Consider the following 14,787-nt stretch of genomic DNA (forward strand, 5'->3'; position numbering starts at 1 on the left):
GTGACAAAATATGAAATGTATTTTATCGGTTTATTGACCTGTTTATGCCATTATTGTATCCTTTGGAATGGTCTATTGCTAAATCAGTTTTTATTATGAAGAATAAAAAAGAATACATTGGGGTTTTATCTATCCTTTTGATTTGTTTAGTTTCAGTATTGTCTTCGTGTTCAAGAGTATCTAAACCGAATGAAAAATATTATGTTGCCGCTTATGTTTGGCCTTCATGTCATGATGAAAGTTTAAGCCGTGATGTGTTTTGGGATGAAGGAGAAGGAGAATGGGAAGTTATAAAGAAAGGAGATAGTCGGTTTGATGGACATTATCAACCTAAGCGACCGCTATGGGGATATAGAAGTGATAGCGACCCGAAAGCTGTGGAAAAAAAGATTGAAGCGGCGGTGGATCATGGAATAAATGTGTTTATTTATGATTGGTATTGGTATGATGGTCAACCCTATTTGGAAGATGCTATTAACAAGGGATTTTTAGGTGCCCGTAATAATGATAAAATGTCTTTTTATATAATGTGGGCCAACCATGATGTATATAGTAACTTTTGGAACCCTCATCGTTATAAAACCGATTCTTTGGTTTGGACAGGAGTAGTCGATCAGCCTAATTATGAAGTTATTGTTAAACGTGTAATCAATCAATATTTTAAACGTCCGAATTACTTTAAAATAAATGGAGAACCTGTTTTCTCTATTTTTGATTTTCCAAACCTTGTGAAAAGCTTTAATGGTCTGGATGGGGCAAAAAACGCTTTGGACTATTTCAGGAAAGAAACGGTAAAAGCCGGATTCCCGGGAATCCATTTCCAGCTGATTGGATGGGGAGATTGGGACACTTTATCACCCCGCCTGTGTGATGAACAATATATGGAGAACTTGACGATTAATGAGGTTATAAGCAAATTGGGAATCAGTAGTGTTACTGCTTATAATTGGGGAGGAGCCAGACCTCAGGAAGATTATGTGGCATGGGGTGCACAGGCCATGCAGGTACAGAATAACTGGGATAAAACATTGGACGTACCTTATTTTCCCAATGTCTCAATAGGATGGGATGATACTCCTCGAAAACCATATTTAGGTAAGAAAGATGTAACACATTATAATGCTACTCCTCAAAGTTTTGGAGCCTATCTGCAAATGGCCCGTGAATATGTCCAAAAACATCCTACACAACCTAAATTGATTGTGATAAATGCATGGAATGAATGGGTGGAAGGTTCCTATCTTGAACCGGATATGCGCTGGGGATATGGGTATCTTGAGTCGGTAAAGAATATTATGAGCGGGAAATATGATAAATACACATATCCCGGTGATGAGAATTAATACATTAAAAATTTAAGCTAGTTATATAAATAGAAAGTTATGAGTGGATATCAAAATCGGTTTCTGCATTTATTGATATTGGGGATTGTTTTGTTTCAGTTCGTAGGAGTAGAGGCATTCTCTTCAAATACTTTTAATATTAAAACATACGGTGCAAAGGGAGATGGAAAGACTTTGAACTCGGTAGCCATAAATAAAGCAATAACTGCTTGTGCTGATAAAGGAGGCGGAACTGTAATTATACCCCAAGGAATCTATCTGACTGGAACGATTGAAATGAAAAGTCATGTTTCTCTTTATCTGGAAGAAGGTGCTATTATTAAAGGAACATCGGATTTGAGTGCCTATAAATATTTTCATCCGGAGAAGGAATTTGTAGAATACAATAAGTCGGAAAAGCCTGAATGGAATAGAGCTTTGATTCTAGGTATTGGTGTCAGTGATATAATGATTTCCGGAAATGGAGTTATTGATGGTGACCATGTGTTGGATATTAATGGTGAAGAAAGTATGAGGGGGCCGCATACTTTGTTGTTTGCGATGTCGAGAAACTTGACTTTTTCAGGCATTACCGTACGATGTGCAGCGAATTATGCTTTTATGGCTTATTGCATAGAGAATTCTATTTTTCAAAATCTGACAATTGAAGAGGGCTGGGATGGTATTCATATAAGGGGCGGAAAGAATGTTATTGTCCGTGACTGTAAATTGTTTACAGGAGATGATGCCATAGCCGGCGGTTATTGGGAAGATGTGGTGATAACAGATTGCCAAATTAATTCAGCTTGTAATGGTATCCGTTTGATTATGCCGGCTACAAATTTAAAGATTGCCCATTGTTCTTTTAAAGGGCCCGGAGTATATCCACATCGAACATCGAAAGAATTAAAAAGACGGTATATGTTATCAGCCGTATTACTACAACCGGGTGGATGGGGACCGGCAGAGGGACGTTTGGATAATATTCACATTCATGATCTTGATATTGAGAATATGGAGAATCCATTTATGTTTATTTTGAACCTTGGGAACGAATGTAATCATATATTAGTAGAAAGAGTAAAAGCGAGAAGAATATTTAAGTCTACTGCTTCTATTGAAAGTTGGAAAGGTGGTTCTTTCCAAGATATAATTCTTCGTGATATTGATCTTGAATTTTGTGGTCATGATGAACCGGGCTTAAAGAATATTGTTGCTGCGCAACCACATGTGGATTCGCGTATATTACCTTGTTGGGGACTGTATGTACGTAATGTGAAGAATCTCATCTTGGATAATGTAAAGTTGAGTTATACTGAGCAGGAATTACGTCCGGCAATTTATTTGGATAATGTTGCAAATGCTGAGCTGAATAGAGTTGAGTGCAAAGAAACATCTGCTACAAATGTTATTGTTACATCGAATTCTGGCAGTATAAAAACGAATGAAACAGATTTTAAATGATAAGTGATGATAAAAAATACGAATTTTTCACGAATAAAATTTAGTTATCTTTTACTGGGAAGCTTTTTGCTCTCTTTTTCTGCTCCTGTGGCATCTCAAATGAAAGAACCTCATGAATGGCTTGGTTATGAGAAAGTAATGGGAGTTAAGAATGGTTTGATGCATTATGATTATGATGTAAAAACAATTTCATCTACTGCACCGGCTAATGTGTTTTGGCCTGAGGATAAGTTGTTATTTACTTTTCAATTGCAAAATAATCTCGAAGAACTTATTGATGTGGATGGTCATATCGAAGTGATTCACTATGGGACAAGAGGTATCCCTAATGATATTTGGTTACCGGAAATATTTAGTATGGGAAATGTAGAAACTATTCCTGTAAAGTTGAAGATAGCTCCTAACGGATATACCAATCTGGAAATTACTCCTAGTATGCCTTCTGAATTTGGTGGCTATGCAATTGTTTTTGATTTAGGAAAGTATGGTAGAAGGTTAGGAACTAGTTTCGTAAAAAGTATGAAACCAACTTCAAGGAAGCTGCAATTCCCGAAACAATCATTGGATGATTTAGGAGTTGACTTCTTAACTCGTGTTGGTGTACAGGCTATTCGATATGGATTACCTTATTGTCCTACAACTTTCCGGGATTACCAATCGATAATGCGGAAGTTTGACGAAGATATGAAACGGTTTAAAGATAATAATATCACTGTTCTTCTTATGTTTGGTGAGGGACAAGCTCTGAATCCTTTGGGTACTCCTCGCTCTTTCTTAGATGATAATAATGTTTTTTTGCGTTCAAAACAGGATTATGCATGGTTGCCGGAGTTGGACAATGATTTTGAAGAATTCGTTAAATCGATTTGTATGCGACATGGCTGGCCTGACGGACCTGTAACGGCAGTCTCTCTATGGAATGAACCATGGGAAGGAATCTCTATTTCGGGTTGGCAATCTGATATGCTACGTTATCGTGAGATTTATAAAGCAATGGCTGCCGGAGTGTTGGAATCTCGCGAGTTAGGAAAAGACATCTTGATAGGGGGAGGCGATTCCAATTCAAATGCTTGGGATAAGTTCTTTAGTGATGGCACAATGGATATGTTGCCTATATTTGATTTTCTTTCTATTCATTATCAAGGGATGGAATCTCCGGTACTTTATCCGGAATGGAATCAAAGAAAAGATTATAAAGGTCGCGTTCTGATTTGGGATACAGAAAGTTGGGTTGGAAATACAGATGATAGAATTGGTTTAGTAGTGGCAGCTAATCGCTCTGCAGGCTACGATCGTTCTATGGGAATCTATGGAGGATATATGTATGGAGGAGATCCCCATAATACGGAACCGAATACACAAATAAAAACGGAATCTGGTGTGGAAATGATTCCTTCTGTTCATCCTACCTGGTCATCCGCTGCGGCTATGGGAGCTGTACAGGGACTTATTGGAGAGCGGGAGTTTAGAGAATTGCTGTTTAAAAACGGATTACCTTGGATAATGGTTTTTGATGGTTACGAAAATAATCCGGATGATGGAACAGTCGTCATAACAGGGGATTTGGGCGAAGCATTTGGCGCAGAAAACGTTCTTTTTAGGGATGTGAGAGGTTTAAATGAAATAAATGAAAAGATTGCTTTGAGGGAAAAGCTGGATTTGTTACCAGCGGATTCGCCTGAAAGAATAAAAATAGAAAAGAAATTGCGTACTTATAAAGGATTGGTGGGAGGAAAACTTACATTAAAAGCTCATCCGTCATTTCTATTGTATGATTTTTATGGAAATGTGATAAAGCCTAAACAAGGGGTATATGAGATACCATTGACATTTAATGGATATTATTTAAGGACAAATGGAACTAAAGATTCTTTTAAGAAGCTATTGGATAGTCTGAGAAAGGCATATATTGAAGGTTATGAACCTCTTGATATTATCGCTAAAGATATGGTTTCACCTCTTACAGGTGAAACGGAAATGGAATTGGTCCTTACAAATATATTGAATCGGAGTGTAGGAGGAAATTTAAAGATCACTTTAGGTGACTTATTACTCTCTTATCCACAGAAAATTACGTTCAAAGCTCATGAGACTAAAACTGTGAAGGTAAAAATCAGCGGTAAAGCTTCTCCTGATAATCTTTATCCGTTAAGTGTTAAGTTTGATGCAGGTAAGGATGGTATCGCTGCACATTGGGAAGATATGCATGTAAATTATATAGAGAAAAGAACTATTACCGTAGATGGAAAACTGGATGATTGGGAAGGTGCACTGCCTCAAGTCGTAAAAAGTTCTGATGGGGCTTCTCTTTCTGTAACCGAGGCGGCTTGGTATCCTTTTAAGGAGTTTGAAAAATCAGTTCAGGGTATGTGTACTGCTTATTTAGCGTATGATGATACTTATTTCTATTTTGCAGCTAAAGCGGCAGATCAGACACCGGATGCAGGAACTTGTCGGTTTGAGACTCGAGACGATGATGACTTCTTCTACCCTGAAGTTTCCTATATGCAGACGAAAGAGGCAATGCATACAGTTGAGAGAATCAATGTGGTGGATAATAGTAATCAGAGTGCTTTGCAGTACCCTGATAGTCCTATCTGTATGATGAATTATTGGGAAAACACAAGTACGACTCATTCCATTGGGCTTGATTTGAATTTGCCTTATGACCGTTTTATACAAACTGCTTTGTATTTGCCGGATTGGGGGCAGTCTAATCTGATAATTGTTATTTCAGAGCAAGAAACGGGAAAAGAATTATTGAGGCAACATGTTTCAAGTGTTTGGAATGGGGTCTATCTGTTATTTAATTTGTCAGGAAAGCTTCGAGTACGTATAACAACCGAAGGATGGTGGTATACAGCCAAACTTTCAGGAATATTCTTTGATGAATCCGGTACGAATATTCAGAATAAGACCTCTGCTTATTTTATCAAGAAAGATTTCGATACTAAAGGTAATTGGAAATCTGTTTATGGAAAGGCCGGATATCATTTAGTTGGAATTCTACCTCGTTTGCCGGAGAATATTTCGTTGAATATTGTGGATAAAGATGATTTACTTGAGTTGAAATGGCCGGAAGGAGTGCGACGGTATACTTACAGGAAAGACCCTATATTGCCGGATGCTTCTATGGCTGCTCCTACAGATAATATACTGATTGCTTTCAATGTGCTTCAGATAGGCGAAGATGGTATGGAAAGTTATCCTAAAGGTACTATGCCTAAATATGTAGGCTATAAATGTACCGATTATGAGTATGCATTGAATACTGTTGCTCCTGAATATGGAGGTGGCTTTGAAATATGGAGAATGCTTGTTCCGGGTATGCCTCGTAAACATTTCTATCCTCGTCAACCTAAGTCACCTTATGATGGTCCTGTTAAGGATGGCAAATTGGTTACTCTTCGGGATGGTAATACTTTGTATACGGAATGTGCAATACCATGGACTGAAATACCGGATGTGAAAAAGGCGATAGACCGAGGTGAAAAAATTAAATTTTCATATCGGGTAAATGATAATGGGAATTGGGGAGCTTGTATGGAATTGGCTCGTAACCGTAGTGTTTCGAAAAGAAATTCACGTGCTTTTCATCCGGATTGGAGAGAACATTGGGCTAATGAAGTAGAATTCGGTGTAGAAAAATAATAAATATAAATAGTATAAGAGAATGAAAAAATACCTTTTGGCTTTATTTGCTGTTACCCTTTTAATTGGGTGTAAATGTGAAAAAAAGAAGGAAATTTTAGATTTTGTGAATCCGTTAATTGGAACGGATGGGCATGGACATACTTTTCCCGGGGCGGCATATCCTTTCGGAATGGTTCAATTAAGTCCGGATACAGGACTTGAGGGTTGGGATTGGTGCTCCGGATACCATTATTCTGATGCTTCTATCATTGGATTTTCCCATACACATCTATCAGGGACAGGACGTTCTGATCTGATGGATGTAATGATTATGCCTATGGTTGGGGATATTAAATGGCAGGCTGGAACAAAAGAAAATCCCGACATGGGATATCGTTCTCGTTTTTCTCATGATGAAGAATGGGCTTCTCCCGGGTATTATAAAGTGAAGCTACAAGATTATGATGTGATGGCAGAACTAACAGTTTCTCCTCATTGTGGTTTTCATAAGTATGCTTTTCCCAATACCGGTGATGCACATATTATGTTAGACTTATCTCATCATTTTGATACAGACTCTCTTATTTTGAATACTTTGAATGTAGTTGATAGGAATACCATAACCGGAGAGAGGCAAACAAAAGGTTGGGGAGAAATCGGTGAAAAGTATTGGAGTAACCAGAAATTATATTTTGTTATGCAGACATCAGAACCTTTCCAAAAGGTAAAGGTTAAAGTCGAAGATGATTTGGTTGATGTGGAGAAAGCTGTAGGAAAAGATGTGAAAGCAGTTCTTGATTTTGGAGCGTCGGAAAATAAAACAATAAAGGTAAAGGTCGGTATTTCTGCTGTAAGTGTGGAAAATGCAAAACAAAATCTGGAAAAAGAAATTCCTGGCTGGGATTTTGATCAGGTCTTAGCCGATACCCGTTCTGTTTGGAATAAAGAGTTATCGAAAATAAAAATAGATGCCACGGATAGTGTAAGTACTGTTTTTTATACCGCTTTGTATCATTCTTTGTTGGCTCCATATTTATATAGCGATGTAAATGGAGAATATCGTGGATTTGATGGTAAAACACATAAAGCAGAAGGTTTTAATCAATATACGGTGTTTTCTTTGTGGGATACGTTCCGTGCAGAGAATCCATTGATAACATTATTGAATCCCAATATTGTGAATGATTTTGTAAATTCGATGCTCACTCAGTATGAGGAATATGGTTTGTTACCGATCTGGCCTTTATGGTCGAGTGAAACGAATTGTATGATTGGTTATCATGCGGTTCCGGTTATTGTAGATGCATATTTTAAGGGGATAAGAGGTTATGATGTTGAGAAAGCCTATCAGGCAATGAAGAATTCAGCAATGCAAAACGACTTTGGGGTGAAAGAGTTGAAAGAATATGGATATATACCGTATGATAAATATAATAAGTCGGTTTCAACCGCATTAGAATATTGTTATGATGACTGGTGTATCGCTCAGATGGCAAAGAGCCTGAATAAAATGGATGACTATAAGTATTTTATGGATCGTGCTATGAGTTATTCTGCTTATTTCGATAAGGAATATAACTTGATGAACGGACTTTCATCGAAAAAAGAATTTCGTCGACCTTTCGATCCTTTTTATTCTTCTTATAAAGAATGTGATTGGGTTGAAGGAAATTCTTGGCAGTATTCTTTTTTTGTTCCACATGATGTACAGGGGTTAATTAATTTGTTTGGGAATAAGGACAAGTTTGTAGCAGCATTAGATACATTGTTTTCTATGCCGTCGGTCATTTCCGGGCATGATGTACCGTTGGATATCTCCGGACTTATTGGTCAGTATGCCCATGGAAATGAGCCGAGCCATCATGTCGCTTATTTATATAATTACGCCGGTATACCGTATAAGTCTCAAGAAAAATTGCATGAAATAATGTATTCTTTATATACCACTGCACCTGATGGACTCTGTGGAAATGAAGATTGCGGTCAGATGTCAGCATGGTATGTGTTTAGTGCTATGGGATTTTATCCTGTTAATCCGGCCGAGCAAGTATATGTTTTTGGAAAACCAATGCTGCATAGTGCGGAATTTACGGTAAAAGATAAAACCTTTAAGGTAATAGCCCATAATCTGGATGAAAAGAATATTTATATTCAATCTATTAAGTTAAACGGGCAGGAATATAATCAATTGTATATTACTCATGAGGATATTGTTGCCGGAGGTACACTTGAATTTTTCATGGGACCTATTCCTTCAAAGGTGCAAAATTGGAAGTTACCTCCATCTGTAACACCTGCTTAAAAGAAATGAATAATGGCTAGGATTTTGAAAGATGCATTAGTGCTTCTGCTTTTTTTCTTTTTTATTGGATGTAATAAGGATACTGTATTTTGCTGTAAGAAAGGAGTTTATACCGCATCGTTGAAAGATGTCAGTTTTAGTGTGTCAGCAGAAAAAGCAGGACGTCTTATTTCTTTTCGATATGGGAAGGAAGAAATGCTTCTCCAGTCTGATGTTGAACCGACATATTATGGTGCCACTTTTTGGTTGTCTCCACAGGAATGGCATTGGCCGCCTTATCCTGTGCTTGATGAGTGGGCTTATGATGCAGTTCAAAAGGATGGAAAGTTGGAACTCTTTAGTCCGCCTGATCAAACAGCAGGGATAGAAGTGAAAAAGGAGTTTTCTTTTTCTAAAGACGGAGCTGTTTTTATTACCTATTGTTTGAAGAATATTTCAGAGGAGGTAAAATATTTGGCTCCTTGGGATGTAACTCGTGTATTAGGTGGGATAACCTTTTTCCCTGTCGGAGAGGCAGATATAATAAACCGTTCTTCTATATCTGATGCGTATGAGCAAGATGGCATTATATGGTATGAGATGGGGAAAAAACCGATTACTGATGCTCAAAAACTATTTTCGACAGCGAAAGAGGGATGGATAGCACATTATCGTAACGGTGTACTCTTGGTTAAATGTTTTCCGGATATTTCTTTATCTCAGTTACCACCGGGGCATGGAGAAGTGGAAATTTATGTAGCTCCTAACGGGAAGTATGTCGAGTTGGAAAATCATGGTGAATATGTTTCTTTACTTCCGGGAGCTTTATTGGTTTATAAACAGAAATGGTTTCTTGTTAAAGCTCCATTGGGTGCGAACGCAGATCATAAAGCATTGCTGGATATTGTACGGCAGTTAAATAAAAGTATATCAGAATAAGTTTAGGAAGAAATTAATAAAAGTTTAGATATGAAATATAAGGTATTGTTGGTATGTTCGTTTTTCTTGTTTTGCACTTATCTACAGGCACAACGAACAGTTTGGCTTGACGAACTTGATTTGTCTAAGGTCGACCAGTCAGCTGGAGACGCAGTGGCCCGAAAGTCGATGTGGAATACACCTCTGATTATTGCCGGTGAAAAATTTAAGCGAGGAGTGGGGACTCATGCTGAAAGTTTTTTTCGCATCCAGTTGGATGGAAAGACTACTTTCTTCAAGGCTTTAGTAGGAATAGATGATTCTGCTCCTGCATTTGAATTGGCTCAAGCTTCTGCAGAGTTTTTGGTGATTGGTGATGGAAAGATATTATGGAAAAGCGGGATAATGCATGGCGGTGATAAAGCTAAAGATATTAACTTATCGACTAAAGGTATAAAATCTTTGTTGTTGCGTGTCGACCATTGCGGTGATGGAATTACCGGAGACCGTGCTAATTGGGTGAATGCTTGTTTTGAAGTAAAAGGAAAAGATCCGGTTGCTGTAAGTAAAAAGCGTGAACCGGAATATATCCTTACTCCTCTTGCCTCGAATGCGCCTAAAATAAATGCTCCGTATATCTATGGTGCACGCCCCGGTAAGCCATTCTTATTTACAGTACCGATATCCGGGGCAAGACCTCTGAATGTGGAAGCCGGGAATCTGCCTGATGGATTGTCTATTGATGCGCAAACAGGTATTATTTCCGGAACAGCTAAAGAAAAAGGGACTTACTTGGTTGACGTTGTCGCTGAAAACAGTTATGGGAAGGATACTCAAAAACTTACGCTGGAAATTGGAGATAAATTGGCTCTTACTCCCCCGATGGGGCTTAGTACCTGGAATGTTTTTGGGGATGATATTGATGATGCCAAGATACGTAGAATGGCGGATGCAATGGTTGAAACCGGTTTGATAAATTATGGTTATGCATATATTAACATAGATGATGGATGGCAAGGAGAACGCGGTGGAAAATATCATGCGATTATGCCGAATGAGAAATTCCCGGATATGAAAGGATTGGTAGATTATGTGCATAGTAAAGGACTGAAAATCGGTATATATTCTTCTCCGTGGGTAGAAACATTTGCCGGTTATATCGGTGGAGGAGCGGATACGCGTGATGGTAAAGTTGTTAACTCATCTAAACGTTATGGTGAATATTCTTTTGTGAAGAATGATGTGCAACAATGGGTTGAATGGGGATTTGATTATTTGAAATATGATTGGATTACCAATGATATTGCCCATACGGCAGAGATGACTTATCTATTGGATAAAGCTAACCGGGATATTGTTTTCAGTATATCCAATGCAGCTCCTTTTGCATTGGCGGAAGATTGGAGTAACTTGACAAATCTGTGGCGTACTACCGGTGATATACAAGATACGTGGAGTAGCATGACTACAATTGTTTTTTTACAGGGGAAATGGAAATCTTATGCAAAACCGGGAAGTTGGAGTGATCCGGATATGTTGATAGTAGGTAAACTGGGTTGGGGGAAAGAACTCCGAAACACCCGGTTGACACCGAATGAACAGTATTTGCATATTTCGTTATGGAGTATTCTAGCTGCACCGTTATTGGTGGGATGTGACATAAGCCAGTTGGATGATTTTACGAAGAACCTGCTTTGCAACAATGAAGTGATTGCAGTAGATCAGGATATGGCGGGAATCCCCGGGTCGAGAATCTTCATGGATAAGGATGAGCAGATTGAGATTTGGTCACGTCCGTTGAGTGACGGCTCTCAAGCAGTAGGTTTGTTCAATTTATCGGATGAGACCAAGAAAATAGCGGTCAATGAAGAAATGTTAGATATAAAGGGGAAATTTTCTGTCCGTAATCTGTGGGAGCAGAAAGAGAAGGGCACCTTCTCCGGAAAATACTCTTCAGATGTTCCTTCGCACGGAGTTGTCTTCATAAAAGTAACCAAACTTGATTGATATTCTTTTGTAATAGTTGTAAAAACAAGTCTGAGAAAAAGGATGTACATTCCCCCTTCTCAGACTTTTTTGTAAGAATATCGGGATTCTATTTGGTGGATTCATCTGATATATACGTCTCTATATTAAATTACGATGTCTCTATTTTGTTAAACCAAATATTAAATTCATTTATTATGAGAAAAAATTGTATTTTACTGGTTTTGATTTTCCTTTGTGGCTTTTTTAATGTCAGCGCACAAAGTTCAATAACAGTACCTGATGAAGGTAAGGTATATAGTCTGATAAACGTAGGTTCGGTTCGTTATCTTACGGCACTTAGTGAACCGGAGGATAATGGTTGGTTGGTTTATGATGTTGCCATTGCTGATCGCTATTCAACTGAAGAGGAGAGAACAAGACAGCAATTTAAGTTTATTCCTATTTCCGGTAAAGCAGGTAAGTATTATATTCAGAATGTAGCTTCAGGCAAGTATATTACACAGGCTGAGCCTTCTTTAGATGGTAATGATTGGGTTGCAGTGTGGGCTGATCCGAGTGATATTGCAGCATATGGAGATAAAATAGAATTTGTTATTACTCCTGTTGAAGATGGAAAAGTTCGTATTGGAAATCAGGATTTTCAGAATTTGTTGGGAGTAGACGGTCTTGAGAACAATGCTTATGTAAAATGTGTCTGGAATACCTATTCAGGGGGCGATGTTATTATGTATACGTGGACTATCCTTGAATATATTGCTGGTAATGCTGATAGAACAGCATTAGGAACTAGTTTAGATAATGTGAAGAACTATTTAAGTAATCCGGCAATACAGGTTGGTAGTGCAATCGGTCAATATCCTCAGGATGTATATGATGAATTGTTGGCTAAGCAAGCCGCAGCGCAAGATGTGTTTGACGATTCGGAGGCAACTCAAGAAGAAGTTGATGCTGCAAAAGCAGTTTTGGATGCTATCTTTAAGGCTTTCCAAGAAAGTCTGATTATTATACAGCCGGAGCCTGATAAAGAATACTATATTATATATGATGGAGAGGCTGATACTAAAGGAATGAGTTCTTTAGATGAAAATGAAGATAGTAAAGCTTTCTTGAATGCGTTTAGCGAGCAGCAATTTAAGTTTGAGAAAGTGGAATCTAATGACATTGTATATTATAAGATCCAATCAACCAAAGATGGAAAATACTTATATAAGGATGGTGAATATGAGACTAAGTGGACGGATGATGTGACTGTTGTGGGAGATGATGCTCTTTTCAGAATTACACCGACCGGTAATGTAGAAAAACCAAAGTATGTATTGCTTCAGGTTAATGCTACCGGAGGATATTTAGGTAATGATCCCGGAACAGATTGGTGGAGTGATGTTTATTCTAATAAGGTTGCAAACAAAGCGACTTATTGGAAAATAACCACAGAAAAACCGAAAGATCAACCACAGATAACATTGAATGTTGATATGAGAGATGAAGCGGTTAGTCCTGATGGTATTTGGGTAACCGGAAACTTTATTGGTTGTAACTGGGCTGAACCGGGTAGTAATCCTGCCTATGAGTTAACAGACCCGGATGGAGATGGAATCTATTCCGTGACAGTTGAATATAACAAAATGGCAAGAACCGGCTACGAGTGTGTGGTTGCAAATGATGGTAATGCGCTTGATAGAGCAAAGAATCCGATGGAATACAAATTTGCTAACGGAAAAGGTTGGGCTAATACTGAAAGTTTCTTTGATGATTGTACTTTGTTGACCAATCGTATATTAGGCGTATATACAGATGAAGTAGATGTTCCGGCTGTTAAATTAAATCTTTGTGGAACTTCCGAAACTGAGGAACGGATAAAAGTAGCTTGTGTGGGTGACAGTAATACCCAAGGTATTGGCTGGTGGATTCTTCCTTATAAAGAAGCATGGCCGATTCAGTTGAGAGGTTTGATGGGAGATGATTATCAGATTCAGAACTTTGGTCTGGGCGGTGTAACTCTAACCGGATGGATGGGTACAGACCGTCATGGGCTCGTTCAGGAATTCGATCCTAATATTATCCTAATCAATTTGGGAACTAACGATGCCAACCCTGCTTATCAGTTCAGTGAAGAGAATTACGAAAAAACTTATAGGAATCTTATTGATATCTATTCACAAGGTTCTGCTAAACCTCAAATCTATTTGATGACTCCGATGAAAGCCTTGGATGAGACACAAAACAATACGATTGTTAATAGTATTTGTCCGATAATCAAGAAGCTGTCTAAGGAACTTGCATTGCCGTTAATTGATTTCTATACGGAAACCCTTCCTTGGACAGTAAATGATCATTATGCAGACGGTCTCCATTTGAAGAGTCCTGAAGCAACGCTTGATTTATCCAAGAAAGCAGCTTCTATATTGAAGACTGCCAAACCTCAGATTGTTCAAACCGGCTTTGATTTATTTGCAAGTGCCGATTATGCAGAATATCGTTGGTATATGGATGGTGAGTTACTTGAAGGAGAAACAGCGAAAAAAATTACTGCAAGTGTTACAGGTTCTTATCAGTTAGGCGTGAAATTATCAGCTACAGCAGATGATGTGTTATTATCGGAACCACTTACTGTTGTAGTAACTCCTACAAGTTTAACGGATTTATCTAAGGAGGCTATCTCTATCTATCCGAATCCGGTGAAGGATATTTTGACAATCCGGGGAATGGATGAAACATCCGGTGTTTCATTTAAATTGTATGATGTAACAGGAAACTTGCTGTTAGAGTCTACTCACTCGGAATTGGATATGTCCGGATTAAATAGAGGAGTATACTTCCTTGATATAGCAGGAGATGTTCGTAAAGTAGTGAAACAATAGTTTTGGAAGAACGAGATTTATAGAAAAGAACCTCTTGGCCGGATATCGGTCAAGAGGTTTTTTTTTGTATCTGTTTTGAATTTCTGGCATAGTCTTGCCGGTCAGCGTAATTTTGTCTTTTTATGCATATTTTAAAATGGTATTTTTTACATTCACCTCTTCACTTTTTGATGTAACAGCATGAGCTATAATTGGTTGGAGTGAAGGTGCTTTTTTTATGAACTGCACTCCAAAAGTTGGACAAAAATGTAGATTGAAAATGTGTATCGTCCTGTTTTTGGTTGACTGGTTAAACTTAATAATCCTACTATAGGTTGTC

8 protein-coding genes are annotated in these 14,787 nt (G+C 38.1%); 7 read left to right on the top strand and 1 reads right to left on the bottom strand.

Annotation, left to right across the window (positions count from 1 at the left end):
* Positions 1-95: 95 nt before the first annotated feature.
* The 7 genes from DXB63_RS15785 (at position 96) to DXB63_RS15815 (ending at position 14,468) form a co-directional block, all read left to right on the top strand.
* Positions 96-1,343, top strand: a complete 1,248-nt coding sequence (locus tag DXB63_RS15785; protein ID WP_122127369.1) for a glycoside hydrolase family 99-like domain-containing protein — start codon at positions 96-98, stop codon at positions 1,341-1,343.
* A 39-nt stretch (positions 1,344-1,382) separates the two neighbouring features.
* A complete protein-coding gene (locus tag DXB63_RS15790) occupies positions 1,383-2,786 on the top strand; it encodes a glycoside hydrolase family 28 protein (RefSeq protein ID WP_122127363.1) in 1,404 nt (467 codons plus the stop codon).
* A 6-nt stretch (positions 2,787-2,792) separates the two neighbouring features.
* On the top strand, positions 2,793-6,437 hold the full coding sequence (locus DXB63_RS15795; RefSeq protein ID WP_233522878.1) for a hypothetical protein: 3,645 nt from the start codon (positions 2,793-2,795) through the stop codon (positions 6,435-6,437).
* A 22-nt stretch (positions 6,438-6,459) separates the two neighbouring features.
* Complete coding sequence (locus tag DXB63_RS15800) at positions 6,460-8,721, top strand: GH92 family glycosyl hydrolase (RefSeq protein ID WP_122127364.1); 2,262 nt, start codon at positions 6,460-6,462, stop codon at positions 8,719-8,721.
* A 12-nt stretch (positions 8,722-8,733) separates the two neighbouring features.
* Positions 8,734-9,639, top strand: coding sequence for a DUF4380 domain-containing protein (locus DXB63_RS15805; protein WP_122127365.1), 906 nt, complete (start codon positions 8,734-8,736; stop codon positions 9,637-9,639).
* Positions 9,640-9,669: 30 nt separating this feature from the next.
* Entirely contained in the window at positions 9,670-11,625 is a 1,956-nt protein-coding gene (locus DXB63_RS15810) for an NPCBM/NEW2 domain-containing protein (protein WP_122127366.1), read from the top strand.
* Between the two features lie 176 nt (positions 11,626-11,801).
* Positions 11,802-14,468: a GDSL-type esterase/lipase family protein gene (locus tag DXB63_RS15815; RefSeq protein WP_122127367.1), complete on the top strand. Its 2,667-nt coding sequence runs from the start codon at positions 11,802-11,804 to the stop codon at positions 14,466-14,468.
* A gap of 120 nt (positions 14,469-14,588) precedes the next feature.
* Here the strand turns inward: DXB63_RS15815 and DXB63_RS18285 are convergent.
* On the bottom strand, positions 14,589-14,787 hold a 199-nt coding region (locus DXB63_RS18285), incomplete at its 5' end, for a hypothetical protein (RefSeq protein WP_233522879.1).

Source organism: Bacteroides sp. OM05-12, assembly GCF_003438995.1.
Classification (GTDB): domain Bacteria; phylum Bacteroidota; class Bacteroidia; order Bacteroidales; family Bacteroidaceae; genus Bacteroides.

Bases quoted from the DNA above. Each gene is read 5' to 3' on its own strand.
- DXB63_RS15785 (WP_122127369.1), top strand. From the start codon at position 96: ATGAAGAATAAAAAAGAATACATTGGGGTTTTATCTATCCTTTTGATT.
- DXB63_RS15790 (WP_122127363.1), top strand. From the start codon at position 1,383: ATGAGTGGATATCAAAATCGGTTTCTGCATTTATTGATATTGGGGATT.
- DXB63_RS15795 (WP_233522878.1), top strand. From the start codon at position 2,793: ATGATAAAAAATACGAATTTTTCACGAATAAAATTTAGTTATCTTTTA.
- DXB63_RS15800 (WP_122127364.1), top strand. From the start codon at position 6,460: ATGAAAAAATACCTTTTGGCTTTATTTGCTGTTACCCTTTTAATTGGG.
- DXB63_RS15805 (WP_122127365.1), top strand. From the start codon at position 8,734: ATGGCTAGGATTTTGAAAGATGCATTAGTGCTTCTGCTTTTTTTCTTT.
- DXB63_RS15810 (WP_122127366.1), top strand. From the start codon at position 9,670: ATGAAATATAAGGTATTGTTGGTATGTTCGTTTTTCTTGTTTTGCACT.
- DXB63_RS15815 (WP_122127367.1), top strand. From the start codon at position 11,802: ATGAGAAAAAATTGTATTTTACTGGTTTTGATTTTCCTTTGTGGCTTT.